Origin of the sequence: Bacillus sp. NEAU-242-2, from assembly GCF_027853835.1 — a bacterium.
Lineage (GTDB): Bacteria > Bacillota > Bacilli > Bacillales > Bacillaceae > Bacillus > Bacillus velezensis.
In genome coordinates, this window is sequence record NZ_JAPNNY010000006.1 from 102,372 (window position 1) to 125,298 (window position 22,927).

At 46.4% G+C, this 22,927-nt stretch carries 26 protein-coding genes and 1 pseudogene; 10 read left to right on the forward strand and 17 right to left on the reverse strand.

Annotated features, from left to right (window positions below):
• Positions 1-24 precede the first annotated feature (24 nt).
• The 8 genes from OWN49_RS16885 to OWN49_RS16920 form a co-directional block, all read right to left on the reverse strand.
• Positions 25-1,167 (reverse strand): acyl-CoA dehydrogenase family protein, encoded by a 1,143-nt coding sequence (locus OWN49_RS16885; protein WP_107994535.1) that lies wholly within the window; start codon positions 1,165-1,167, stop codon positions 25-27.
• Between the two features lie 115 nt (positions 1,168-1,282).
• Positions 1,283-1,618: a hypothetical protein gene (locus OWN49_RS16890; RefSeq protein WP_070081397.1), complete on the reverse strand. Its 336-nt coding sequence runs from the start codon at positions 1,616-1,618 to the stop codon at positions 1,283-1,285.
• A 94-nt stretch (positions 1,619-1,712) separates the two neighbouring features.
• Positions 1,713-2,453: an ABC transporter permease gene (locus OWN49_RS16895; RefSeq protein WP_088005483.1), complete on the reverse strand. Its 741-nt coding sequence runs from the start codon at positions 2,451-2,453 to the stop codon at positions 1,713-1,715.
• A gap of 19 nt (positions 2,454-2,472) precedes the next feature.
• Entirely contained in the window at positions 2,473-3,399 is a 927-nt protein-coding gene (locus tag OWN49_RS16900; protein WP_071392110.1) for an ABC transporter ATP-binding protein, read from the reverse strand.
• A 101-nt stretch (positions 3,400-3,500) separates the two neighbouring features.
• Positions 3,501-4,550, reverse strand: coding sequence for an AI-2E family transporter (locus OWN49_RS16905; RefSeq protein WP_058906577.1), 1,050 nt, complete (start codon positions 4,548-4,550; stop codon positions 3,501-3,503).
• Between the two features lie 185 nt (positions 4,551-4,735).
• The gene (gene dctP / locus OWN49_RS16910; protein ID WP_058906576.1) at positions 4,736-5,992 is read right to left on the reverse strand and encodes a C4-dicarboxylate transporter DctP; all 1,257 of its coding nucleotides are present in this window, start codon (positions 5,990-5,992) and stop codon (positions 4,736-4,738) included.
• Positions 5,993-6,100: 108 nt separating this feature from the next.
• Positions 6,101-6,772 carry a response regulator gene (locus OWN49_RS16915; RefSeq protein WP_003156219.1) on the reverse strand — a complete coding sequence of 224 codons (672 nt, stop codon included), beginning with the start codon at positions 6,770-6,772 and terminating at the stop codon, positions 6,101-6,103.
• Complete coding sequence (locus OWN49_RS16920; RefSeq protein ID WP_014416956.1) at positions 6,747-8,369, reverse strand: ATP-binding protein; 1,623 nt, start codon at positions 8,367-8,369, stop codon at positions 6,747-6,749. Before OWN49_RS16920 ends, OWN49_RS16915 begins: the two co-directional genes overlap by 26 nt.
• An 80-nt stretch (positions 8,370-8,449) precedes the next feature.
• On the opposite strand from OWN49_RS16920, the gene OWN49_RS16925 reads away from it, so the two are divergent.
• Together OWN49_RS16925 and OWN49_RS16930 are read left to right on the forward strand one after the other, a co-directional pair.
• Complete coding sequence (locus OWN49_RS16925; protein ID WP_077721830.1) at positions 8,450-9,502, forward strand: TRAP transporter substrate-binding protein; 1,053 nt, start codon at positions 8,450-8,452, stop codon at positions 9,500-9,502.
• Positions 9,503-9,586: 84 nt separating this feature from the next.
• Positions 9,587-10,408, forward strand: a complete 822-nt coding sequence (locus tag OWN49_RS16930; RefSeq protein ID WP_003156225.1) for a manganese catalase family protein — start codon at positions 9,587-9,589, stop codon at positions 10,406-10,408.
• A 24-nt stretch (positions 10,409-10,432) separates the two neighbouring features.
• Here OWN49_RS16930 and OWN49_RS16935 read toward each other — a convergent pair whose 3' ends face one another.
• The 4 genes from OWN49_RS16935 to OWN49_RS16950 form a co-directional block, all read right to left on the reverse strand.
• Complete coding sequence (locus OWN49_RS16935; protein WP_077721829.1) at positions 10,433-10,792, reverse strand: YdbC family protein; 360 nt, start codon at positions 10,790-10,792, stop codon at positions 10,433-10,435.
• Complete coding sequence (locus tag OWN49_RS16940; protein ID WP_077721828.1) at positions 10,786-11,127, reverse strand: cupin domain-containing protein; 342 nt, start codon at positions 11,125-11,127, stop codon at positions 10,786-10,788. The genes OWN49_RS16935 and OWN49_RS16940 overlap by 7 nt, the downstream gene beginning before the upstream one ends.
• A 134-nt stretch (positions 11,128-11,261) precedes the next feature.
• On the reverse strand, positions 11,262-11,633 hold the full coding sequence (gsiB, locus tag OWN49_RS16945) for a glucose starvation-inducible protein GsiB (RefSeq protein ID WP_012116853.1): 372 nt from the start codon (positions 11,631-11,633) through the stop codon (positions 11,262-11,264).
• 100 nt (positions 11,634-11,733) lie between these two features.
• The gene (locus OWN49_RS16950; RefSeq protein WP_077721827.1) at positions 11,734-12,540 is read right to left on the reverse strand and encodes an EcsC family protein; all 807 of its coding nucleotides are present in this window, start codon (positions 12,538-12,540) and stop codon (positions 11,734-11,736) included.
• Between the two features lie 166 nt (positions 12,541-12,706).
• Here OWN49_RS16950 and OWN49_RS16955 point away from each other — a divergent pair, with 166 nt between their 5' ends.
• The 3 genes and pseudogenes from OWN49_RS16955 to OWN49_RS16965 all read left to right on the forward strand — a co-directional run.
• On the forward strand, positions 12,707-13,072 hold the full coding sequence (locus OWN49_RS16955; protein WP_017419236.1) for a DMT family transporter: 366 nt from the start codon (positions 12,707-12,709) through the stop codon (positions 13,070-13,072).
• The gene (locus OWN49_RS16960; protein ID WP_077721826.1) at positions 13,069-13,476 is read left to right on the forward strand and encodes a DUF5360 family protein; all 408 of its coding nucleotides are present in this window, start codon (positions 13,069-13,071) and stop codon (positions 13,474-13,476) included. The genes OWN49_RS16955 and OWN49_RS16960 overlap by 4 nt, the downstream gene beginning before the upstream one ends.
• Before the next feature lie 57 nt (positions 13,477-13,533).
• Positions 13,534-13,749 (forward strand): annotated as a pseudogene (locus OWN49_RS16965) (DUF2188 domain-containing protein); the annotation flags it as partial.
• Between the two features lie 58 nt (positions 13,750-13,807).
• On the opposite strand, the gene OWN49_RS16970 reads toward OWN49_RS16965, so the two are convergent.
• Positions 13,808-14,161 carry an SH3 domain-containing protein gene (locus OWN49_RS16970; protein ID WP_016937199.1) on the reverse strand — a complete coding sequence of 118 codons (354 nt, stop codon included), beginning with the start codon at positions 14,159-14,161 and terminating at the stop codon, positions 13,808-13,810.
• Between the two features lie 636 nt (positions 14,162-14,797).
• Here OWN49_RS16970 and OWN49_RS16975 point away from each other — a divergent pair.
• From OWN49_RS16975 to OWN49_RS16995, 5 genes are all read left to right on the forward strand, one after another.
• Positions 14,798-16,075 (forward strand): Nramp family divalent metal transporter, encoded by a 1,278-nt coding sequence (locus tag OWN49_RS16975; protein ID WP_088005335.1) that lies wholly within the window; start codon positions 14,798-14,800, stop codon positions 16,073-16,075.
• Between the two features lie 105 nt (positions 16,076-16,180).
• On the forward strand, positions 16,181-16,447 hold the full coding sequence (locus tag OWN49_RS16980) for a hypothetical protein (protein WP_063174391.1): 267 nt from the start codon (positions 16,181-16,183) through the stop codon (positions 16,445-16,447).
• 167 nt (positions 16,448-16,614) lie between these two features.
• Positions 16,615-17,250: a hypothetical protein gene (locus OWN49_RS16985; RefSeq protein ID WP_245133892.1), complete on the forward strand. Its 636-nt coding sequence runs from the start codon at positions 16,615-16,617 to the stop codon at positions 17,248-17,250.
• 95 nt (positions 17,251-17,345) lie between these two features.
• Complete coding sequence (locus tag OWN49_RS16990) at positions 17,346-17,903, forward strand: hypothetical protein (RefSeq protein WP_077721824.1); 558 nt, start codon at positions 17,346-17,348, stop codon at positions 17,901-17,903.
• 382 nt (positions 17,904-18,285) lie between these two features.
• Positions 18,286-18,516, forward strand: a complete 231-nt coding sequence (locus OWN49_RS16995) for a hypothetical protein (RefSeq protein WP_146283813.1) — start codon at positions 18,286-18,288, stop codon at positions 18,514-18,516.
• On the opposite strand, the gene OWN49_RS17000 is transcribed toward OWN49_RS16995, so the two are convergent.
• From OWN49_RS17000 to OWN49_RS17015, 4 genes are all read right to left on the reverse strand, one after another.
• Positions 18,509-18,661: a hypothetical protein gene (locus OWN49_RS17000; protein WP_176283126.1), complete on the reverse strand. Its 153-nt coding sequence runs from the start codon at positions 18,659-18,661 to the stop codon at positions 18,509-18,511. The genes OWN49_RS16995 and OWN49_RS17000 overlap by 8 nt on opposite strands.
• 115 nt (positions 18,662-18,776) lie before the next feature.
• A complete protein-coding gene (locus OWN49_RS17005; RefSeq protein WP_077721822.1) occupies positions 18,777-20,498 on the reverse strand; it encodes a pyruvate oxidase in 1,722 nt (573 codons plus the stop codon).
• Positions 20,499-20,555: 57 nt separating this feature from the next.
• Positions 20,556-21,002, reverse strand: a complete 447-nt coding sequence (locus OWN49_RS17010; RefSeq protein WP_077721821.1) for an NUDIX hydrolase — start codon at positions 21,000-21,002, stop codon at positions 20,556-20,558.
• Between the two features lie 53 nt (positions 21,003-21,055).
• The gene (locus OWN49_RS17015) at positions 21,056-22,876 is read right to left on the reverse strand and encodes an APC family permease (protein WP_003156252.1); all 1,821 of its coding nucleotides are present in this window, start codon (positions 22,874-22,876) and stop codon (positions 21,056-21,058) included.
• Positions 22,877-22,927 lie beyond the last annotated feature (51 nt).

Below are 22,927 nucleotides of genomic sequence, written 5' to 3' on the forward strand. Positions count from 1 at the left end.
AGCCTTTTTCAGGCTCTTTTTTTATTACTCAAAGGCTTCCGCCGCTAATTTGCCGATGACCGCATCGTCCATCGGCGGATTGTGAAGGCCGGCCCGGGCATCCCGATAATACCGCTGAAGCGGATTATTTCGCTCCAGGCTTTTTGCGCCGGTGATTCTCATTGCTTTGTCAACAACAGAAAGGACGGCATTTGTCACAATATGTTTTGCCGCACCGAGCTCGCTTTTGATGAAAGGGCGGCGTTTCGGGTCATCATACATTTGGGCCGCCGTAAAGAGAAACTGTCTCGCTTTTAACAATTCAAGCTCCATTTCCCCGACACGCTGCTGAACGGCCGGCACGTCTTTAATCGGTCCGTTCAGGCTGTTCGGCGAATATTCGGATGCAAACCGGACGGCATAGTCCCTTGCCGCTTGAGCGATGCCCAGATAAGCAGCTGGAATGTGAAGCAGCCAGCCATTCACTTTCGCCGCTCTCGGCCCGCTGATAAGCTCCACAAGCCGCTCGTCACTGACCGTGACATGATCTAAAAGGAGATCATGGCTTCCGGTCGCCTTCATGGCAATCATATCCCATGTTTCTTCGACTGAAACGCCTGCCTGATCTTTATGAATGAGAAAAACACCGGTCGTCTGTTTTTCTTCAATCCATGCCGTCACAAGCATATAATCCAAAGTCAGCGAAAGGGTTGTAAAGGTTTTTCGGCCGTTCAGCACCCATTTTCCGTCTTTTTTGACAGCGGAGGTGCCGGGTCTTCCTCCCCTCGTCGGACTGCCGGTCTGCCGTTCCGTCGCTGCCCTGTTCAGGACGGCTCCCTTTTTCACCTCTTCTGTGATAAATGAAAAGACATCTTCATCCCAGCTGTTTCCTTCTCCGAGCTCACCCATGACGGATAAATGCCAGCCGATTCCGAGAGCGACGGCCGCGTCTCCCCGCGCCAGCCGTTCCTGAAACAGCACCATCTCATAAACGGAAATGCCTGCACCGCCGAATGCCTCAGGTACCGTTAACGCCGTATATCCCGCGTCGCGCAGTCTTTGAATTTTCTCCGCGGGAAAACGGCCCGCCTCATCATCAAGCGCGGCTGTTTTTTGAAATTCGTCTGCAAGCAGGCCGATTTTTTCCATCCATTCCCGCTGCCGTTCATTCTGTATCCATAAAGACACTGGAATCCCCCCATTATAATTCCGATAAAGTTAATAAGTATTATAGAGATTCAAGTCTCGTTTCGCAACTGTGAGGCTGTACAAAAAAAACACGCTATTCCATGGAATAGCGCGTTCAGACTGCTTCCGGGCCGCGGTCCTGCTTGAGCCCGAGATAAATCAGCATATATGTGAGATAACCCATCGTCATCACAAGCCCGCCAAAGAAAAAGCTTGAAAAAATCGGCTCTTCAAACGCGGTAACCGCCGCAAGCACGATCCAGCTTGCATACAGGTAGATGATGAAATAACGGAATCCCGTCTTCATTTTATATAAGAGAAACAGCCCCACTGTAGAAAACAAACCCAGCGCAAGCCTGAAATAAACAAGATGTTCGAATTGAAACATGAATGACAAAAAGGAAAAACCAAGCAATAACACAATCGGTAATGCGGTAATAAAATTTCTCAAGTGAGCACCTCCGTCATTACCTTTATTATAAATCAAAATAGCATAAATTATTGATTTATCGTGATCTTTTTCACAAAAATGTCATTCCTTTACTTTATACCCGAACATCTCGTTTGCAAAAGCTCCACCAAGCAACGGCTAAGAAGAATACGATATGGATAATGATAATGCCTGCGGAAAATAACGGCGTCATTCCCGCAAACAGCGGTTTCGCCCCGCTCATATATTGCGTCAGGTCAGTATTTGCGAACAGCAGAAAACTTCCCCATTTGTTTTGGAAGAGCGACATAATCGTCACAAGGGATTTTGCGCCGTACAGCACGATAAATGACAAAATGACGGCCGTTGCACTGTTTCGGAATACAGAAGAACACAACAAGCCAAAGCATGCCATCGCAAACGCCTCGACCCAGTTCGTGCCGATTACTTTCAGGGTGTTCACAAGAAGCGTCCCTGATTCAGATGTCACCGACACTCCGAAGAAAGCCATGCCGAACAGCAGAGACAGAATATAGTACGCCGCATACAGGTACAAGCTGACCAAAAATACGGTAATGAGTTTAGATACAAAAATCCGCTCCCGCTTTACCGGACGGATCAACAAAAATTTGATCGTTTTCTTATCAAATTCAGCGGAAATGATCGTTGCCGCGATAACGATTGTTAATGCCTCAAGCAGAATATTCAGCCCGGGGGCGTACGCCATATAGCCGATGAAATTCTCATCCGTTCCGGAACTGATGACAAGCCGTTTAATGACAAGCGCCATAATAAATTGGAGAACAGCCATCAGAATCAGCGCCACTAATGAGACTTTTCGGTTAAAGAGTTTCATATGCTCATTCGCTGTCAATTTAAACATTCGTCTCCCCCTCCTCTTGAAGCGCCGTCGTCACTTTCATGAATTCATCCTCCAGCGATTCCGCATACGGCATGATGGAATACACGAGAAAGTCTTGTCCGACGAGCGCACGGTTTAATGCCGGGATGTCCTTCTTCGCTACGGTGACGGTAATGCTCCCGCCGTTTTTCTCCGGAACGAATTGCTGCTGGGACAGCCATTCGAATGCTGCGTCAGCCGGCTGAATGTCGAGGATGGCTTTTTCTTCTTTTTCCGCAGCGCCGCGCAGAACAACCTCTGTTTTGATCTCACCTTTTTGAATGATGATGACACGGTCGCAAAGGTCCTCCACTTCACGCAATAAATGCGTCGCAAAAAGGATGCTCGTCCCTTCAAGCTCCGCGAGTTCCTTTAAGTGATCGCGGAAATCCTTCATTCCGCCGGGATCAAGCCCGTTTGTCGGTTCATCTAAAATGAGCAGATTCGGACGGTGAAGAATGGCCTGTGCAATCCCGAGACGCTGACGCATGCCAAGGGAATACGTTTTAACTTTGTCATGAACGGCATTTGTGAGCCCGACCCGCTCGATGACTTCCTGAAGCCTGTCCTCTTTGATGTTTTTGTGCATGTTGGCAAAGTGCTTCAGATTTTCCCACCCCGTCAGGTACGGGTAGAATTCAGGATTTTCCACGATCGCTCCGACGGATTCAAGCGCTTTTTCGAAATCAGCATCGTGCTGAAAGCCGTTAATTGTAATCGTGCCGCTGTTTTTCTTTAAAAGGCCGACGATGATTCGGATAAGTGTGGTTTTTCCCGACCCGTTCGGACCGAGCAAACCGATGATCTCGCCCTGCCTGACATCCATGCTGATGTTTTTTAAAATGTGCTTTTTGCCTATTGTTTTGTCAAGGCCTTCAATATGTAAAATCGGCTCAGTCATACAGCCTTCCTCCTTTTTCACAAAAAATAAACAGTGCCCGTACATAGGCACTGTCTGCATTATAACATTAGTCATATATTCGTGAAGAGCCGGAGCCGACGTTATGTCTTATCAGGAGCCGGTCCGTTTTTTTCCTTGTCCTCATTATTGACGACATCCAGAATATCAAGCAGGAACACAAAAATCGGAATTCCGATAATCAAGCCCCAAATGCCGAAGAAATGTTCTGAGAAAATCAGAACCGTAAAGGTAAAAAAGATCGGCAGTTCCGTTTTTGCTGACATCAGTTTCGGATTAAGGAAGTACGTCTCAATCGCATGAATGACGAAAATGACCAGCACGATGTAGATGACGTACGCAGCGCCGCCCGTCGTATACGCGATGATGCTGAGCGGAATGAGCGAAATCACCACACCCGCCACGGGAATGAGCCCGAGGAAAAAGACCATGATGGACAGGCCGAACAGCTGCGGAAAATGCAGAATCGCCAATGCGATCAAGGTGAGGATACAGTTCACCAGCGCGATAATAAATTGGGCTTCAAGCACTTTGCCGAATGTTCTCGCAAATTTGCTGCCGAAATAAGCAAGTTCGTAGTAAAAAACAGACAGCTTGCTGTGCTGAAATTTTTTCATAAACTCCGTGAGCCGCTTTTTCTCGAACAGGAAAAACATGCTGAGAATCAGTGACATCACGACCTGCAAACCGAAAGTGCTGATATCGGCCAAGTATGTATACAGTACATTAAAACCTTCTTTTACATAGGAACCGATATTGATATCGCCGAACACGCTCGATATCTCATCATAAAACGGAATGACATCGGGATGATACGCGATGTGCTTGATCTGCTTAATCAGCTGTTCAATCTGCTTGGCAACAATCGGGTAAAAGACAAAGCCTCCGACAGTCGCCCCGACAGCCAGCGCAATATATAAAATGGTGATGACCACCCTCTGGCTGATCCGGAAAAAATGGTTCAACACGTGCCGGATGACAGTCTCCAGCCGATCCATCAGAAAAGTAAAAATAAACGTAAGCAAAATCAAATTAATCATACTTCGGAATACAACTAACACCCCAGTCAAAACAAGAAAAACGGAAAAACGTCTGACACCCGGATGCTGAAAAAATTTAAAAATAGCCGCCATTTATACACTCCTGCTAGGACAAAAAGCCCTTAGATTTCATCTTTCACTCTCTAATTGTAAATTATATAACAAAATGACGCTAAGGTCTTTGTCCACCTCCTAATAAATTTAAACAAATTTATCTTTTTTACTCATGGCAGCCGAAAAAAAGAACGGCATGCCGGATGCATGCCGTTCCTTTCCTTTTATACCGCCGTTTTCATCTCTTTTACGGCCTGTGTGCTTTTCGCTTCGTCAAACTCATTTTCGCTCTTGGCTACGATGATGGTGGCGATTCCGTTTCCGATCAGGTTGACGATCGCCCTTCCTTCACTCATAAAGCGGTCAACGCCGAGGAGCAGCGCCAGTCCCTCCAGCGGAATAACCTGAAGTGCCGATAAAGTGGAGGCGAGCACGATAAATCCGCTTCCGGTTACGCCCGCCGCGCCTTTTGATGTCAGCATCAGCACGAGAATGATCGTAACCTGCTGGCCGATGGTAAGGTCAACGCCGAATACCTGCGCCAGAAAAACCGTCGCCATGGACAGATAAATCGAGGTGCCGTCCAGGTTAAAAGAATATCCCGTCGGAATGACAAGGCCGACAACCGATTTGGAACAGCCGTAACGCTCCATTTTATCCATCATCCGCGGAAGGACGGACTCAGAAGAGCTTGTGCCGAGAACGATGAGCAGTTCATCTTTAATAAAACGGAGATAGTTCCACAAGCTGAAACCGAATAGTTTGCAAATGATATTCAAAGCGACAAATACAAACAGGAACATCGTAACGTATACAGACAGCATCAGACTCGCCAGCGGCTTGATGGAATCAAGGCCGAAGTGACCGATCGTATAGGCCATGGCCCCGAATGCGCCGATCGGCGCCGCGCGCATGATGTAGCCGATGATTTTGAAAAAAACGTGCGACAGTTTATCGAAGAAATCAATAATGCTTTTGCCTCTTTCACCGAGCGCCGCCAGGCCGACACCGAATAAAACAGAAAAGAATAAGACCTGAAGAATGTCGCCTTTTGCGAAAGCGTCAACCATATTTGACGGAACGATGTGAGTGATAAATTCAATCCAGTCAATCCCCTGTCCCCCGTTTTGGGTGTACTGAGAGACATCCCCTTTTTCAAGCTTGCTGTAATCAAGGCCCTCACCGGGTTTCATGATATTGACGACCAGAAGTCCGATAATAAGGGCGATGGTGGTCACGACTTCAAAATAAATAAATGCTTTTCCCCCGACTTTGCCGACTTTTTTCATGTCTCCCATCTTGGCGATGCCAAGCACGATCGTCAGGAATATGATCGGTGCGATAATCATTTTTACCGCATTGATAAATGTATCGCCGAGCGGCTTCATCTGCTTCCCGGCATCAGGCCATACGAGTCCGACAATGACGCCGATGATCACCGCCGTGATGACCTGCACCGTAAGATTTTTGAAAATTTTCATCCCTACTCCCCCTTGCCTCTCGCTGCGTCTATACAAAAATGATAGCGTTTTCATACAAAGAGGGGAAGCTTATGATCATAACGGACATTTTGGTCTTTTTGGTCTCGGCTAGCGGACGAATTTGTAGCGGTTAACCGGCCGTCCCACTCCCCCGTATTGAATGTCGAGCTTAATCTGGCCGTCCTTCTCAAGAAAATCAAGATAACGCCGCGCCGTCACCCTTGCAATTCCGAGCGCTTTGGCGGCTTCTTCAGCTGAAAGCGGCTCCGTCTGCTGTTTCATATAGGTCAAAATTTCATTCATCGTAAAATGATTTAACCCCTTCGGCAGATCCCGGGACGGATTTTGCGGAATTTTCAGCAGCATGTCAAGCTGCTCTTGCGACATGGTGTCATGCTCTTCAATTTTCCGTTTATATTGTTTATAGTTTTCGAGCGCCTGTCTCATCCGCTCCAGCTTAAACGGCTTCAAAATATAGTCGGCCGCACCGTTTTGCAGCATAAGCTGGATTGTTTCTTTGTCTTTTGCGGCCGAGACGATGATGACGTCCACTTCGAGCTTTTGTTTTCTGATTTCCTGGAGTGTTTTAATTCCGTCTTTTTTCGGCATGTATACGTCTAATACCACGAGCCCGGGCCGCAGATCTTTTATAAGCCTGATTCCCTCGTCTCCGTCAGCGGCTGTGGCGATGACGCTGAACCCCGAAACACCGGTGATAAATTCTTTATTCACCTCCTGCACCATCGGATCATCTTCAATAAGCAGCACCTTGATGTCCATCGAATGATTCCTCCCCCTTCATCGGAAATAATATAGAAAATGCCGTTCCCTGTCCCTGCCGTGTGTCGACTTCAATCACGCCCATCCCTTTGTCGACGATTTGTTTGACGAGGTACAAGCCGTATCCCGTTCCTCCCGTTTTATTGACGGTAAACCCTTTGTCATAAAGGCGCGGGATGTGCTGATCGGAAATCCCGCTTCCGTTGTCTTCTATTAATATAGCAAGCACTTCATCATTTTGCTCGATACTGATGTCAATATGTTTGTCCTCCGTGTCCGCTGTTTCGAATGCGCCGAACGCATTTTCAATTAAATTGCCGAGCAGGACGACGATGTCATGCTGGTCGACATGCTCCGGAAATGCCGAGAAACTGCTGTTTTCATCAATTTTCACAGAAATGCCAAGCTCTTTTCCTCTTTTGATTTTGCTTAACAGCAGCCCCGCCGCAGCGTCATTCTGAATGGCCTGATGAAGAAAATCAGTGACGCTTTCTTGTTCTGATGATTCCTTAAAAGCAAGCTGGAGCGCTTTTTCTGATTTTCCGAGCTGAATCAGCCCCGCGATGGTGTGAAGCTTGTTCATATGTTCATGATTTTGGACTCTGAGCGCATCGACAAAATTTTTCACACCTGTCAGTTCTTCCGCCATTTTCGCCGCTTCCGTCCTGTCCTGAAAAATGGCGACGGCTCCGATGACCTTCTTTTTCATGACGATCGGAATTCTGCTGCTCATGATCACCTTTCCGCTGACTTGGATTTCTTCATTATATACGGCTCGGTTCCGCTCGACGATTTCAGGGAGCCGCGAATCTTTTAACACGTCCCAGATCAGCCTGCCGTCGGTCTCTTGTCTGACATTGAATATCTGCTTCGCTTTTTCATTAAAAATGGTGATGTGATGCTGATTATCGATCGCAATGACGCCCTCATTCATTGAATGAAACGTAGCGGTCCGTTCCTCATACATTCTCACGATCTCATGGGGCTCCAGCCAAAACATTTGTTTTTTGATGTGGCGGGCCAGCAAAAAGGAGCCGGCCAGTCCGAACCCGAGCGCCAGCAGAACGATAAACAGTATTTCATGTTTCAGCTGAAGAAGAATTTCACCGAATCCGGGCAGCGTTTTACCGGCCAGAACGACACCGATCTGATTCAAATCCCGGTCTTTGATGGGATAAAAAGCGCGGACGGCGGTGCCGATCTCTCCCTTTGCTTCGGAAAAATAAATGTGCTCGGCGAACGCCGCGGCTTCGTCCTCACCCCTTGAACGCTTTCCGATCATTGTGCTGACGGGATGTGAATAGCGGATATGATCCATATCCATGACGACGATGTAGTCCGCTTCATTGATGATCCTTATTTCTTCGACCGCATGGCGCACGTCTTCCCTTTGTTTTTTCTGCTCCAGGGCGCGTTTGACATCGGTCATCTCAGATACCGTCCGCGCGGTATTCATCAGCCGTTTTTTCAGCTCGCGCTCCTCTGTATGCTGGATATTGCCGATCAGCACGATGCCGACGATCAAAAAGGTAAAAAGCACGACGATATACGAAAGTATGGTGATTTTCCAGCGGATGGTGAGCTTTTTTTTCGTCATTGGCCTCTTCCTTTCCGTCTCTTTACGAAAACGGCCCGCCCGATTATGCTTGTTATAGAAAATGGCGGAGGGGGTTTTCGATGAAAAGCTTGCTGACTTGTCTCAGCCTGATGGTACTCGGTATCGGAACCGCTTTATTCATCGGCTTTCACGATCGTTTCTCAACGGAAGAACCGTATTATGATGACGAACAGGAAGGCCTGAAAGATCAAATGGTTTTCAAGTTCAGCCATGTCGTTGCTGAAAACACGCCTAAAGGGCGGGCGGCGAATAAATTTGCCGACCTGGTCTATCAAAAGTCCGGCGGCACCATTAAAGTAGAGGTATTTCCAAACGGGAGCCTCTATTCAGATAATGAAGAAATAAACGCCCTCCAAAACGGGGACGTGCAATTCATCGCCCCCTCCACCTCAAAGCTCGGATCACTGTCTCCCGAATGGGGTGTTTTGGATCTGCCGTACGCGTTTACAAACTATAAAGCCGTGCAAGAAGGCCTCAGCGGCAAAATCGGCACGCGCCTGTTCGCTTCTTTAGAAAAGCATCATTTGAAAGGACTGGCGTACTGGACGAACGGGTTTAAGCAGCTCACGTCAAATAAAGGACCGATCTTCACTCCGGACGACTTGAAAGGACAGGCGCTCAGGATCATGCCGAGCAGCGTGATCGAAGACCAGTACCGCCTGCTCGGCGCGCACCCGCGGCAGGATTCCTTTAATTCCACGTTTCAGCTCTTGGAAAGCAATCTCGTAGACGGAGAAGAAAATACGATTTCAAATATCTATTCTAAAAAATTTTATAATGTTCAAGATTATTTGACAATCAGCAATCACGGATACCTCGGTTATGCCGTGATGACCGACGAGCATTTCTGGAATTCACAGACAGAAAAAACGAGAACCATCTTAACGGAGGCGATGAGAGAAACGACGGAATGGAACGAAGCCTCCGCTGAGAAAATGAATAAAGACCAGCTTGAAGAGATAAAGAAGAATTCATCCATTCATATTCATGTGCTGAGCAAAGCGGAAAAGAACACATGGATGAAACGCCTCGACCCGATTTACGGACAATATGAACAGGTGATCGGCCGCGGGCTTGTGCAGGATTTGTTATCCTTGCGCCGCGAGCCTTAGCAGGACCAATACGCCCATCTCCGTTTCATCCCTTTTCCCGCCGGGGAAGTAAATAGGGACAGAGCAAAAAAAGGAGATGGAGACATGTTTACACATACGAAAAAACTGCAGCATCCGGCAAAACCGGATCGTCCTGACCCGCTGTTCGCAAAAAAGATGCAGGAAATTTTAGGGGGACAATACGGGGAAATATCCGTCGCCATGCAATATTTGTTCCAAGGATGGAATACACGGGGCAATGAAAAATATAAGGATCTTCTGATGGATACCGCGACTGAAGAAATCGGCCATGTCGAAATGATCGCGACGATGATTGCGAGACTGTTAGAAGACGCCCCGCTGGCAGAGCAGGAAAAAGCGGCTGATGATCCGGTCATCGGGTCCATTTTAGGCGGGATGAATCCGCATCATGCCATTGTCTCAGGACTCGGCGCAATGCCGGAGAGCAGCACGGGCGTTCCGTGGAGCGCAGGCTATATCGTCGCAAGCGGAAACCTTCTGGCAGACTTCCGCGCCAATCTGAACGCCGAATCACAAGGAAGGCTTCAAGTCGCACGCCTGTATGAAATGACCGATGATAAAGGCGTGAAAGATATGCTCAGCTTTTTATTGGCCCGTGATACCATGCATCAAAACCAATGGCTTGCGGCCATTAAAGAATTAGAAGAACAGGAAGGTCCGATCGTTCCTTCCACATTCCCGAAGGCGCTGGAAAAACAGTCATTCTCCCATAAGCTTATTCATTTCTCAGATGGAGCAGAAAGCGCTGAACAAAATTGGCTGAAGGAAACAGCGCCGGACGGAGAACCATTTGAATACGAAAAGGAACCGAAAGCGCACGGCGAAATAGCTAAGCTGGACCCCGTCCCGCCGTATGTCCACAACACGCTTCCCGGACGAAAATAAAAAAGCCTCTAAAGGGGCTTTTTTTTATGTGCGCACAACTGTCCAGTCCGGTTCGTATCGGATGTCCGGGTGATGTAACAGCTCGTGAATGACAGGTTCATCCCCCTCGTACAGCATCACTTCTATTGAAAGAATCGCAGCCTTCTGCTCGTTTTCTTCGTATATGCGGTCATGTTCGTTCTCCATAAAATCATCATAGGCCTGTCTGTTCTCCCAAACGCTGATGATCTCTGCGATGAACAGGCCGTCTGCGTTTTTCCGCCAGCCGCCGGCCTGTTTGACGAAGCCATTTACACAGGATAATGCTCCCCACCTTGACTGTGCTTGCCCAAATGCTTCAGCGTTTGCAGCGTCTGTTTCACATACAATCTTTTTGATCAGCATGACAGTTCCTCTGTGATGACTGTTTTCGCATGCGTATGCTCGACACAGAGATTCACGGTTCTGACGTAAGAGCGGGTGCGGTGAATCGTGCCTTTCGGGATGAGCAGGCTGTCATTTGCTTTGAGCACTGCGGTTTCTTTGTCCTTAAAATCGATCAGCAGCTCACCTTCCAGAACGATGAACCATTCATCTGAGTCAGGGTGATGGTGCCAGTCATATTCTCCCGTAAACACTGCGAGGCGCACACAGTGGTCATTGATCTCCGCGATTGAAAAATTGGCGTGTTTTTCTTTGACTTTATTGGCGATAGCGAGCAAATTCAGCATGTCAGACACGAGTGAAAAACCCCTTTTTCATTTTATTGTATCGTAAGGGCGGCTCAGATCAAGATTTTCCCAAAATAAAAAGCGATCCAGCTGATATGCCGGATCGCTTTTGATCTGCAGGTTGTCTGCCTTTTATGCTTTTATTAGCTGCTTCGTCTGTTTCCGCCTTTTTGGCCGATTTCCTTATAAAAATCTTTGTCATGATTTTTGCTTGTAGCTTCTCCGCCTTTTTGACCGATTTCTTGATAGAATTCCTTGTCATGGTTATTGCTTGTGGCTTCTCCGCCTTTTTCACCGATTTCCTGATAGAATTCTTTGTCGTGATTTTTGCTTGTGGCTTCTCCGCCTTTTTCACCGATTTCCTGATAGAATTCTTTGTCGTGATTTTTGCTTGTGGCTTCTCCGCCTTTTTGACCAATTTCCTGATAGAATTCTTTGTCATGGTTATTGCTTGTAGCTTCTCCGCCTTTTTTACCTGCTTCTTCTCTGCTCATTTTGTTATTATCTTGTGCCATTTTTGAATTCCTCCTTTAATTGGTGTTGGTTGTTGGTTTCCCGATTTCAGAACTGCTAAACAAAGAAAACACATTGAATGTGTTTTCGGGTGGTTTTTTATCATTCTGTATCCTTCATGCGTTTTAGAATCCGGCGTTTCTTATAAAGCATGATGCCTGTTTCCGCGATGCTTTCTAAAGCTGAACGGTTGGCGGACGCGCCGAAGATGATGCCTGCGGCCGGAACCATTTGCAGCAGTTTTTTCGCGGCGAACGTATCGCGGTAGCTGTAAACGACTTCCCGCCAGCCTTGGATTTGCGAGGCGACGCGCTGATAGGTTTGGTCGTTTTGATCATATTGCCGTAAATCTTGCAGGATCGCTTTTTTTCCGATGACGTCACTGGATGCAAGCTGAAGCAATTTGACGATAAACACGCGTTCTTTTTTGTCTTTCGGATCAAAGCCGTAAGCAACCGCGATGTCTTGCAGCGTCTTTAAGGACAGGCCGAGCATCGCCGGAATGTCTGCCGCAAGCGTAAACACGCCGCCGACTCCCGTTGCGGCTCCCTGCACCGTCGCGGCCTTTACGCTTGTACGCGCTATGGCTTCTGCGATTTCGTCCATGACGGCAAGCGGCGCATTGCGGATGTCGTGAAGCGTTTGACATGTACCGTGCGGCAGCCGTTTTTGAAACTTTTTCATGATGCGCTTTTCTGATGTAAGGTACTGTCCGCCTGACTGAATAAACGTTCCCGTTTCATCGAGTATGAGTCCGATTTTCCTCTGAATAAATTGCGGTGTCAGCTTGTCCAAAAGCTGAAACGGCAAGCGGGTGAATGTTTGCCAGAACATCGCCCTCTGCTGCGCCTTTTCCCATTTTTGAATGTCTCTCAGTTGTCTTTCCAGGTCTGTCCGATCTTCTGTCACCCGTCCTGCACGTCCTTTCTGATTTCTTTCTACATAGTATACCTTTATGGCGTTTTCTTTTTACACCCGGCCGGACTTTTTATCCGGAAAACATTCCATTGATTAATTTTCTTCAAATTCTATATATTGTATAATTTTGAATAATACGATTGAAGGAGAATGTTGAATGCAATGGATTTATTTAAGTTTAGCGATCATTTTTGAAGTATTGGGTACGGTCAGCATGAAATTATCAAATGGATTTACAAAACTTGTCCCAAGTATTTTATTGTTATTGTTTTATATCGGCAGCCTTTGTTTTCTTACTTTGACTTTGAAATATATAAGTGTCTCCATCGCATATGCGGTCTGGTCGGGAATGGGGATCGTGCTGATTTCCATGATCGGAATTTTTTTCTTTCATGAACAGTTCTCTGTCATAAAAGCCGTCTCTGTTCTTCTGATCATCATCGGTGTGGTTTCCTTAAACTTTATTTCTGAAAGTGAAACGTCATCAAACGGCATCAGCGTTCATACGGACAGAAACAGATGATGAAAGGGTTAAAGGTTCTCTTCCTCATTACAGATATTGGATTTATCATTTATTGGATTGTTACTTTTTTTGAGTGGATTCCAAAAAACATGGCGTTTAAAGATTATGATAACGCCATGATAATGGCCTGGAACTGGTCATTCTTTCCCTTAGATATTTTCATTTCGATAACCGGGCTGTACAGCATGTTTCTTTATAGACAGAAACATGCGTTATGGCACCCTTTCGCATTAATATCACTTGTGCTGACCTTTTGTTCAGGCCTGCAAGCGATCGCCTTTTGGGTATTTATCGGTGATTTTGATCTCATGTGGTGGGCATTCAATCTGTACTTGCTTCTTTATCCTTTATATTTTATTCGGAAATTGCTGGTCTCTCGTAAAAATAGCTGTCATTCTTTTTGATGAGGCGGTTTTCTTTTTCTTCAGGCGGGAAACACTTTTCATAAAGGAGTGATAGACATGCCTTGGTCTATGAAGGATTATCCGCAATCATTGAAGAATCTCGAGGAACCTGTGAAGAAAAAAGCGATCGAAATCGCGAATGCGATGGTAGATGAGGGTTATGAAGAAGGACGGGCTATTCCCATTGCGACAAGTCAGGCGAAAGAGTGGAAAGAAAATGCCTCTAAGGAAGAAATCGATCAGCTGATGAAGCACGATGATGAAACGAAGCGCGGAAATTGATCCGGTATATATGGAAAAACCCCGCTCTAAAGAGAACGGGGTTTTCTGATTATAAACCGTAATAATAAGAAAGAGTGGTAACTGACACGTAGCCTGTCGCTCCGGCATACGTGACTTTCAGCCATTTATTAGAATTGGTGTAGTGGCCTTGAACATATTCACCGGTTACCCAAGAACCTGTAATTTTTTTACCGCTTGAAAATGTTGTAATTGTTGAACAGCTGACCTTAGAGCATGAGCGCATATTAGCACCGTAAATACCGACTGTTCCCCCGCTGGCTAAAATGGAAACGTCCGGTTCAGCTTTAGGTGTAAAAGTTGCAGCTGATGCAGAGCCGCCAAAAGCGAATAAAGAAACAACAAACATCATGGCTAAAGAAAAGACCGACAAACGACGTACCAAGAAAATTCCCCCTCTTTTATCATATGGCTGGAAAGCTTTCCTGACGTTATTATACGTTTTCGCCCGGAAGACTGGAATAAGTCTAATGCTCCAACTTCTTTTCTGCGTGAATGATAAAGCACTTTCTTTGTTTCGATAAATAACAGCGGTTTATTGGACTTGAATCACTGATATATCGTTGATTCAAACATTTATTCAGAGCGTCCGGAGTTTTTCCGGAGGTCATTTGAATGGTACAGGAAGGTTTTATCTTCCAATGGAAAGGTTCATTATTATTCTATTTACCCGGCAAAATGGAGGAAATGTGCCGTCTTTTTTCAAATCTTTGCTGGCGGACGGAAGGTTCTGACGATTTATGGGACAGTGTACTCTTTCACCCTTTTTAAAATGGAGAACCCGTGCGGAAACATCGTTGAGAACGGCATCGCTTCTTTCCCGGAACGATGCCGTTTTCATTTTCGGACCTTTCTTCGGCGGGATACATACCATAGATAAAACAGGGCATCAATGTACCGGTTTATTGAACATAAAGAACTTGACATCTCATAATAGCGGATTTATGATGTAGATAAAATAATTTGCATCTAGGAAACTTTTTGTTATTTAGCTAAAAATCTATCAGAATTTAGGTGAGACATAATGAGCAAAGACATCTCAGCACAATCACTGCAAGCAAAAGCCGTGCAGGATGCACTTGACGGCAAAAGCAAGGGATTCAAGCGGCTTCTGCCTTTCTTAGGCCCAGCCTTTATCGCGGCGATTGCCTACATTGATCCGGGAAACTTCGCTACGAATATCTCAGCTGGTTCGAAATTTGGGTATATGCTGCTGTGGGTCATCCTCTTTTCAAACTTGATGGCTTTTTTAATCCAAGTTCTTTCCGCGAAGCTCGGCATTGCCACGGGTAAAAACCTTCCGGAAATTGCCAGAGACCGGTATCCGAAATGGGTATCCGCCGGGCTGTGGATACAGGGTGAACTGGTGATTATGGCAACTGATCTGGCAGAATTTATCGGGGCGGCGCTCGGGCTCAACCTGCTGTTCGGCATACCGATGGTTGAAGCGGCCATTATCGCGGCAATCGGATCATTCGCGATTTTAGAGCTGCAGCGCCGGGGTTACAGGGCGCTGGAAGCGGGCATCGCCGGACTTCTGTTTGTCGTGGTGATCGCCTTCGCTCTGCAAACCTTCTTTGCCAAACCTGACGCCGCCTCCGTTCTCGAAGGGCTGTTTATCCCGAAAATTGACGGAATGGACAGTGTGCTCTTGGCAACCGGTATACTCGGTGCAACCGTGATGCCGCATGCCATTTACTTACATTCCGCACTGACACAGCGCCGTGTCGTCGGAAAAACGGATAGTGAGCGGAAAAAGATTTTTAGATTTGAGACGATTGACATTCTCATCGCGATGGTGATCGCCGGGGCGATTAACGCAAGCATGCTCATCGTCGCTGCCGCGCTTTTCTTCAAGAACGGGCTGTATGTAGAAGATTTAGACGTGGCTTATCAGCAATTCGGCCACTATATCGGACCGGCTTCAGCCATTCTCTTCGGGATCGGGCTGCTGGCCGCAGGGCTTTCAAGCTCTTCTGTCGGCACATTGTCAGGCGATATTATCATGCAGGGCTTCATCCGTTACCGTATCCCGCTTTATTTGCGGCGTTTCATTACCATCATTCCGCCGATGATCATCATTATCTCGGGGGTCAACGCCACAGAAGCGCTCGTATGGAGCCAGGTTGTTCTTTCATTTGGCATCTCCTTTGCACTCGTGCCGCTGATTATGTTTACAAGCAACAAACGCCTGATGGGCGCCCTGACGAACCGAAAATGGGTGACGGCTCTCGCCTGGCTGATTGCGGTTTTGGTGATCGCGCTTAATCTGTTTGTGATCTACGATTCATTCCGTTAGAAAAAAACCGGCCATAGCGGCCGGTTTTTCTTTTGGCACCGGGTGCCGTTCGTATCTTTTTCCGGGCGTTTTTGGTATGATAGAAGAAAAATCGGAGTTTTGCTTATGTCAGTATTTATCCTTTTTTATCTGTGGATTGTGCCGATTGTCATCGGTATCTTCTGTTCTCTTTTTGCTTATCGGACAACGGGTAAGAAACGTCTGGTTCCCGGCTTTGTGATGATCGCATTAAGTATCATTTCCTTAATCACGGGGCTTTGGATCGGCGGGGTGAACTATCATGTGTTCATCGGAGGCATGTTTTTATTCGGTACGTTATTGGCCGGTTCCGCCTTCCCGTTTTTCTTCGCTCTTTCACGCAAACGAAAATAAACAGGCATGCCGCCTGTTTATTTTTTTACCTAAGCCTAAATGATAAAAACCGCTCCGATAATGTGATTCCGCCTCAAACAGCCTGTACATGTGTTATATAGTCTCCAGCCCATGTTCTATTTCACGAAACTGCAGCTAAAATAAATCCTGCCAAAGAAGATTTTGAATTGCGAGAAAAATATCGTATTAAAATCCTATTTACCCAAAAAATACCTATTGATAGAATGGTATCTGAGAGGGAAAAATGTTCAAAGCGGATCATACAGGTCCCGCCTAAATACATAGTCTTTCATTTCTCTCTACACTACATTTCTAAAGGAGGATTTCCCATTAGACACGCAGCTAAAGGCATTCTGTTTGCCGCATCTTTAGCCCTTGTAACTACTGCTTTTGTCCCCGCATCCTTAGCTAAAGAAAATCATAATAATACTGCCAATGCCACTGGAACGACAAAATCATTTTTTTATCAGACTGATACGCAATTTTCCTACGGACTTAAAGCACAAAGCGATGCATCTGTGTCAAAACCAGTCAAAGATGCAATCAGAGAGGTGCTGAAAAATAAAACAAAATTATTCAATCTTGTTGAAAAATTAGCGGGAAAGAAAATAAGAAATGAACTCGAATCCGTTTTCAATGAACACATAGAACCGGTTTTAAAGAAAATGCTGAACGAGTATGTCGCCTTAAGCTGGACTGATGTGGAAAAGAATCTTTATCTCTCACTTAAAAAGTCCGGACTTTCTGACAGCCAGGCTAAAAACCTCGCTCATTTGACAACTTTAGCAATGAAAGCATTTTAAACTCATTCATAAATGATCAGCAGGAAAATATGTATGAAGTAATGCAAAGTGCTGTTAGATTCACTCTAATAGCACTTTTTCATTGGAGATTTCACATGACTGTCTTTTTTACTGTTTTGCTCACTTTCTTATGCTGCCTTGTGATTTCATCTCTTATTTTTATGATTCTATTAAAAAAAGAGATCGTGGATACACCGCCAAACCGCTTAGCTCATACAGCATTCATAGGGCTTATTGGATTCTCCCTGTTCTTCGCTATAACTGTACCCAGCCTGATTATTTGTTTTGCAGCTGTAACAATACATCATTTTTTCGGAGATTACATCATATATGATTCTCTATCAGACTTATACATATTTTCTGTCGTCGTCAGTATTTTAGCTTTAGTTTATATGCTAATCCTTACGGCAATTGTTAAAGGAATGACTCATGTTTTGACATTGCCTGCTTGGTCAGCCTATATCCTTGAATTCATTTTTGCATGGGCTGCTGTTTACTTCTCAATTCAATACGTTTCCAATCATATCATTGAGAACATATCTATATTTCAAGGCGGAGAAGTGCTTCTTTCATTGTTCATCACTTTCTTATTTTCGGGATTGGATATTCTTTTTACTAATTTGGATAAGATTTCAAAAGAGAAATTAGGCTAATAAGGGGGAAACGGATATGAGGATCATGACATATATATCTTATTTTTCTATTTCTTTAGTTTTGCAGGTGGTATGGCTGCTACTCATAAAAGAAACCTCTAATTTATCTCTGATAGATATGATTACGATGTCCTTTTTATTCACTCTCTTTATGTTCATCTTGGATCAAATTTTCAAAAAAAAGCGGACAAATTAGGGTCTGTTTTTTTATAATCCTAGGGCTTCTCTTTCATTTTGAAATTGCTCCGGATCTGGGGATGTTGCGGGAACCGTTCATTAATGTTTAACACCGGCCTCTGTAAAATACTTCTCCTTTTATATAACATCCTGACTTCTCCGTCATATATTCAAACGAAAAAACGGCAAAAGGGAGTAATGAAACATGATATTGTTTATTGGCAAGTTCATGTTGCTCTTTTTATTCTGTTCGCTGGCATATTATTTGTTTAAAGTTGTTTATTACAATATAGGGAAGAACATTGCGCTTAAAACCCCGGAAGGGACAAAGACAAACCGGACGGCACGTATGTTTGTCAAAAATGGAACTACACTGAATGATGGAGATTACTTTATGATCGCTGTTGTGACCGCTCTCTGGCTGTTCTTCAGATGAAACCGCGCTGATCCATCACGAGTTTTTTGATCAGCCATCGCTCGCCAGCTGCGAATTTTACGATCTCCTTTACCGTTTCGCCAGATTTTAATACGATACACTTTCGATTGCGGTCCCCGTCCTCTAAGCTTCCAAGCGGGTTCAAACTGCTGACCACTTCCTTACCATGGAAGAGGTCATTAAAGAAATAATCATCAACAAGAAAGCCTAAAAAAATAAACAGGCATGCTGCCTGTTTATTTTTTATAAGCGCTGGCTTCTTAAAACAGCCGTTTTAAGCTTTTCTTGAGTGACGGCATTTCGATTTTTTGGTTTTCAAAGAAGTTTTTCAGCATGTATTTGCTGAAGCCCTTCGCTTGGCCGTAAGTGATTTTTCCCGGAAGCGGCGGCTCGTCGCCGATGACGGCGTCGATGACGACCGGCTCATTTGAGTTGAGCGCTTCATGAAAAGCGGGAGCCAATTCCTCGTGTTTCGTCACTTTGATGCCTTTTGCTCCGCAGCTTTCTGCAAAAGCGGCGTAATCCATATTTTGCAGCTGGGTGACGTAGTCAATGTTGCCTTTGACCCGCTGTTCATATTCAATCATGCCTAAATTTTCGTTGTTTAATATGACAACCGTAATCGGCAGTTTATATTTAACAGCCGTCGGCAGATCCTGCATCACCATTGAAAATCCGCCGTCTCCGCAAATGGCGATGGACTGCCGCTCAGGTTCGGCAAGGCTTGCGGCAATCGCTCCCGGAAGCCCGCATCCCATTGTGGCGAGCCAGCTTGAGACGATAAAGTCCTGCTTCTTCATTTTAAAATGGCGGGCCATCCACACCGTAACCGTTCCGACATCCACTGACAGGACGGCGTCCTCTGCGGCGGCATCCTGAAGCCGGGCAATGACCTGCTGCGGCTTGAGCGGATGAGTCGCTTCGGTTTCATCCTTCTCGATTTCCTTCCACCAATGCTTCATGTGCTCGGTGCAGGCGTCTAAAAATCTTCTGTCTTCTTTATATTCAATGTATTCCGTCAGCTCTTTCAGCCCCAGAGCCGCATCACTGACGATTCCCGCATTGACGGGATAGCGCTTGCCGATTTTCGCCGGATCCGAATCAAGCTGAATGGCAGGCGTATCGTCCGGGAGATAATCCCTGTATGGGAACGATGTGCCGAGCATGATCAGCAGATCGCATTCCTCCATGGCTTCGTAGGCGGGCTTTGTGCCGATTTGCCCGAGATTCCCGAGAAAGTGTGGATGGCTGTCAGGCACGACGCCTTTTGCCGGAAGGGTAATGACAATCGGGGCGGCCGCTTTATCGGCGAATGCGAGCAGCTCCTCTTTTGCCGATTTTAACCCTTGGCCGGCGAGAATGACCGGTTTTTTTGCGTTGTTAATATATTGCGCGCATGTGACGAGATGTTCTTTTTTCGGCTCTATATCGGCTTTGAGGTATATCGGCGATGTGTAAACCGGCTCCCGTTTGATTTTTTGCGCGAATAAATCATCAGAAACGGTTAAAACGGCAACGCCTTTTTTGCTGTAAGCCGTGCGGATCGCCTGATTCAGAAGATCGGGCAGCGCTTCTGCCGTATGTACTTGCTGGTTGAATACCGCCACGTCCTCAAACATTTGCTCTAATTTGATTTCCTGAAAGCTGTCACGCCCGATTTCATCGGAAGCCACCTGTCCCGCAATCGCCAGCACCGGAACGCCGTCCGCTTTGGCGTCGTATAAACCGTTCAGCAGATGAACGGCCCCCGGTCCTGCGATTGAAAGGCAGACACCGATCTGTCCGGTCAGTTTTGCCTCAGCCGCGGCAGCCAGGGCGGCGACTTCCTCGTGCCGGGTTTGGATGAATGTCAGGTTATTTTGTTCATGTCTCAGTTCTTCGATAAATTCATTAATGCTGTCTCCGGGAATGCCGTATATATGACCGACTCCCCATTGTTCAAGCAGCTCCGTCATTACGTGTCCTGCTGTTTTACTTGGCATACTGCATCCTCCTTTTACCTGTATTCATCCCCTTTTTCATACGGGTTGAAACACGGGCTATACTCTCAGCTTTTTTCTCAGAAGATCAAGGATGGATAACAGATTTAGGTCTTTAAGGACTGCCTTACGATTTGCCGCCCCATTGAGTCCGTCTTTTATCTGCCGTTTTCTGTTCGGCACCATGAACAGCGGCAGCCGGTTTGGGGAAAACCAGCGTAATGCGGCGGTTTCCGGCCCGTTCATCAGCGGTGTTCCTCCGGTAATGGCTCCGATGAATACATGCTGTGTATCTTCAAATGCCGGCCTTTCATACTCACCGGCTTTATGCAGGATGGTCACGTTATAACCGGTTTCTTCGAAGGCCTCTCTGACGGCTGCGGCTTCAGGTATTTCACCTTCTGCGATCCTGCCCCCGGGCAAATCCCATAAGGGAATGTCTTTTCGTTTTACGAGCAATATGTCCCGCTCCTCATTTTGTATGATGACAAACGCGCCTTGTGCCATGTCGTCCTCCTTTACAAAAAAGACCGCGGCATTTTAGCCTGCGGTCTTTACCGTTACTTTTTAAAATGATACGGCAGGGTGGCGACAATGATGTCCTTCTTCCAAAACAGCCGGACGCGGAGCAAGAAGGCTGATTGGTTGTGAAGGATGGTCTGCCAGCGTTTTTTCGTAATAAATTGCGGAAACAGCACCATCACGGAGAACTGTTCTTTTTTCGCTTTTTGTTCGACCGTTTCTAAAAACTTATCAAACGGGTGAACCAGACTGCGGTATGAGGAATGCAGGGTGACGAGGCGGACGCCGTTATGAAGCTCTTCCCAGCGCTTTTCCACCTTTTTTTCGTGTTCTCTGTCAAAGGAAACATGGACCGCAATGACCTGATCCGATAATGATTTCGCATACTGAATCGATTTTTGGACGACGGTGGTGACACCGGCGACAGGCACGATGACGACGGTTCCCTTGATTTCCTCAGGCTGCTGATCAACGACTCGCAGCTGTTCGCCGACCGCGGTGTAGTGATTTTTAATGACGAAAAACAGCATGACGACAGCAGGCATGAATAACAGCACCGGCCAGACAAGATTGAACTTCGTCGCGAATAAAATACACAGCACCATAAATGAAATGGCGGCGCCGCATGAGTTGATCAGCATTTTTACCGCCCAGCCCTTCGGCTTCTGCCTGATCCACTTGATGCACATTCCCGTCTGCGACAGCGTAAACGGAATGAACACGCCGACGGCATAAAGCGGAATTAAATGTTCCGTGCGGCCGCCGAATAAAAGAATGAGCAAGATGGACGCGATACCGAGAAAGATGATTCCGTTTGAAAATCCTAATCGGTCGCCTCGTACCGTAAACATTCTCGGCATATACTGATCGCGCGCTAAATTAAACGCCAGCTGCGGAAAAGCAGAAAAGCCCGTATTTGCCGCAAGCACGAGAATCAGGGATGTAACGCCTTGAATGAAATAGTACACCGTATGCCGTCCGAAAGTTTCCGCTGCGATTTGTGAAATAACGGTCTCGTTAGGCTTCGGACCCGTACCGTAGCCGTACGCCAGCACCGTAATCCCCGTAAATAAGATCGCCAGCAGAATCCCCATCATGGCCAAAGTGCGGGCCGCGTTTTTCGCCGGAGGATTTTTAAAGGCCGGGATCGCGTTTGAAATGGCTTCAACACCGGTCAGTGCCGAGCAGCCGGATGAAAAGGCCTTCAGCAGCAAAAACAGCGTGATGCCCGCTACGGGCGTGCCGATCGGTGTATGCTCGGCCGGATGAACCTGCCCCGTCATGAGCTTAAACAGCCCGACGACGATCAAAAGGACAAGCGCCGCCACAAACAGATAGACGGGATACGCCAAAATGGACGCCGACTCTGACAGCCCTCTCAAATTTAAAATCATAATCAGAATCACAAGCAAAACAGCAATGAGCAAATGATACGGGTGCAAAGCCGGAAATGCCGATGTAATCGCATCAGTTCCGGCAGAAATGCTTACCGCAACAGTCAGAATATAATCAACAAGCAATGAGCCCCCCGCAATCAGGCCCGGCTTCTCACCAAGGTTTTCTTTTGACACCATATAAGCGCCCCCGCCTTGCGGATAAGCGTAAATAATCTGTCTGTAGGACAGAATCAAAGCAAGCAGCAAAATGAGAACACCCGCTGCGATCGGAATGGAATACCAAAACGCGGCCGCGCTTACCGCAGCCAAAATGATCAGAATCTGTTCCGTTCCGTAAGCAACTGATGACAGCGCGTCTGAAGAAAGCATGGCGAGCGCCTTGAGTTTCGTGAGTTTCTGCTCTCCGGCCGCCTGTGATTTCAGCGGTTTCCCAATCAAAAATCTTTTGATTGAATGGTACATTTTTTGTCTTCCCCTTTTTTTCATTTTCCGTTTGATTTACAAACCCTTACT

What these genes read in the sequence shown, in the direction of transcription:
- OWN49_RS16995 (WP_146283813.1), top strand. Translation starts at nt 18,286, where the DNA reads ATGATATTGTTTATTGGCAAGTTCATGTTGCTCTTTTTATTCTGTTCG.
- OWN49_RS17005 (WP_077721822.1), bottom strand. Translation starts at nt 20,498, where the DNA reads ATGCCAAGTAAAACAGCAGGACACGTAATGACGGAGCTGCTTGAACAA.
- gsiB (WP_012116853.1), bottom strand. Translation starts at nt 11,633, where the DNA reads ATGGCACAAGATAATAACAAAATGAGCAGAGAAGAAGCAGGTAAAAAA.
- OWN49_RS16955 (WP_017419236.1), top strand. Translation starts at nt 12,707, where the DNA reads ATGCAATGGATTTATTTAAGTTTAGCGATCATTTTTGAAGTATTGGGT.
- OWN49_RS16925 (WP_077721830.1), top strand. Translation starts at nt 8,450, where the DNA reads ATGAAAAGCTTGCTGACTTGTCTCAGCCTGATGGTACTCGGTATCGGA.
- dctP (WP_058906576.1), bottom strand. Translation starts at nt 5,992, where the DNA reads ATGAAAATTTTCAAAAATCTTACGGTGCAGGTCATCACGGCGGTGATC.
- OWN49_RS17015 (WP_003156252.1), bottom strand. Translation starts at nt 22,876, where the DNA reads ATGTACCATTCAATCAAAAGATTTTTGATTGGGAAACCGCTGAAATCA.
- OWN49_RS16930 (WP_003156225.1), top strand. Translation starts at nt 9,587, where the DNA reads ATGTTTACACATACGAAAAAACTGCAGCATCCGGCAAAACCGGATCGT.
- OWN49_RS16920 (WP_014416956.1), bottom strand. Translation starts at nt 8,369, where the DNA reads ATGACGAAAAAAAAGCTCACCATCCGCTGGAAAATCACCATACTTTCG.
- OWN49_RS16905 (WP_058906577.1), bottom strand. Translation starts at nt 4,550, where the DNA reads ATGGCGGCTATTTTTAAATTTTTTCAGCATCCGGGTGTCAGACGTTTT.
- OWN49_RS16935 (WP_077721829.1), bottom strand. Translation starts at nt 10,792, where the DNA reads ATGCTGATCAAAAAGATTGTATGTGAAACAGACGCTGCAAACGCTGAA.
- OWN49_RS16980 (WP_063174391.1), top strand. Translation starts at nt 16,181, where the DNA reads ATGTCAGTATTTATCCTTTTTTATCTGTGGATTGTGCCGATTGTCATC.
- OWN49_RS16990 (WP_077721824.1), top strand. Translation starts at nt 17,346, where the DNA reads ATGACTGTCTTTTTTACTGTTTTGCTCACTTTCTTATGCTGCCTTGTG.
- OWN49_RS16895 (WP_088005483.1), bottom strand. Translation starts at nt 2,453, where the DNA reads ATGAAACTCTTTAACCGAAAAGTCTCATTAGTGGCGCTGATTCTGATG.
- OWN49_RS16960 (WP_077721826.1), top strand. Translation starts at nt 13,069, where the DNA reads ATGATGAAAGGGTTAAAGGTTCTCTTCCTCATTACAGATATTGGATTT.
- OWN49_RS16915 (WP_003156219.1), bottom strand. Translation starts at nt 6,772, where the DNA reads ATGGACATCAAGGTGCTGCTTATTGAAGATGATCCGATGGTGCAGGAG.
- OWN49_RS17010 (WP_077721821.1), bottom strand. Translation starts at nt 21,002, where the DNA reads ATGGCACAAGGCGCGTTTGTCATCATACAAAATGAGGAGCGGGACATA.
- OWN49_RS16900 (WP_071392110.1), bottom strand. Translation starts at nt 3,399, where the DNA reads ATGACTGAGCCGATTTTACATATTGAAGGCCTTGACAAAACAATAGGC.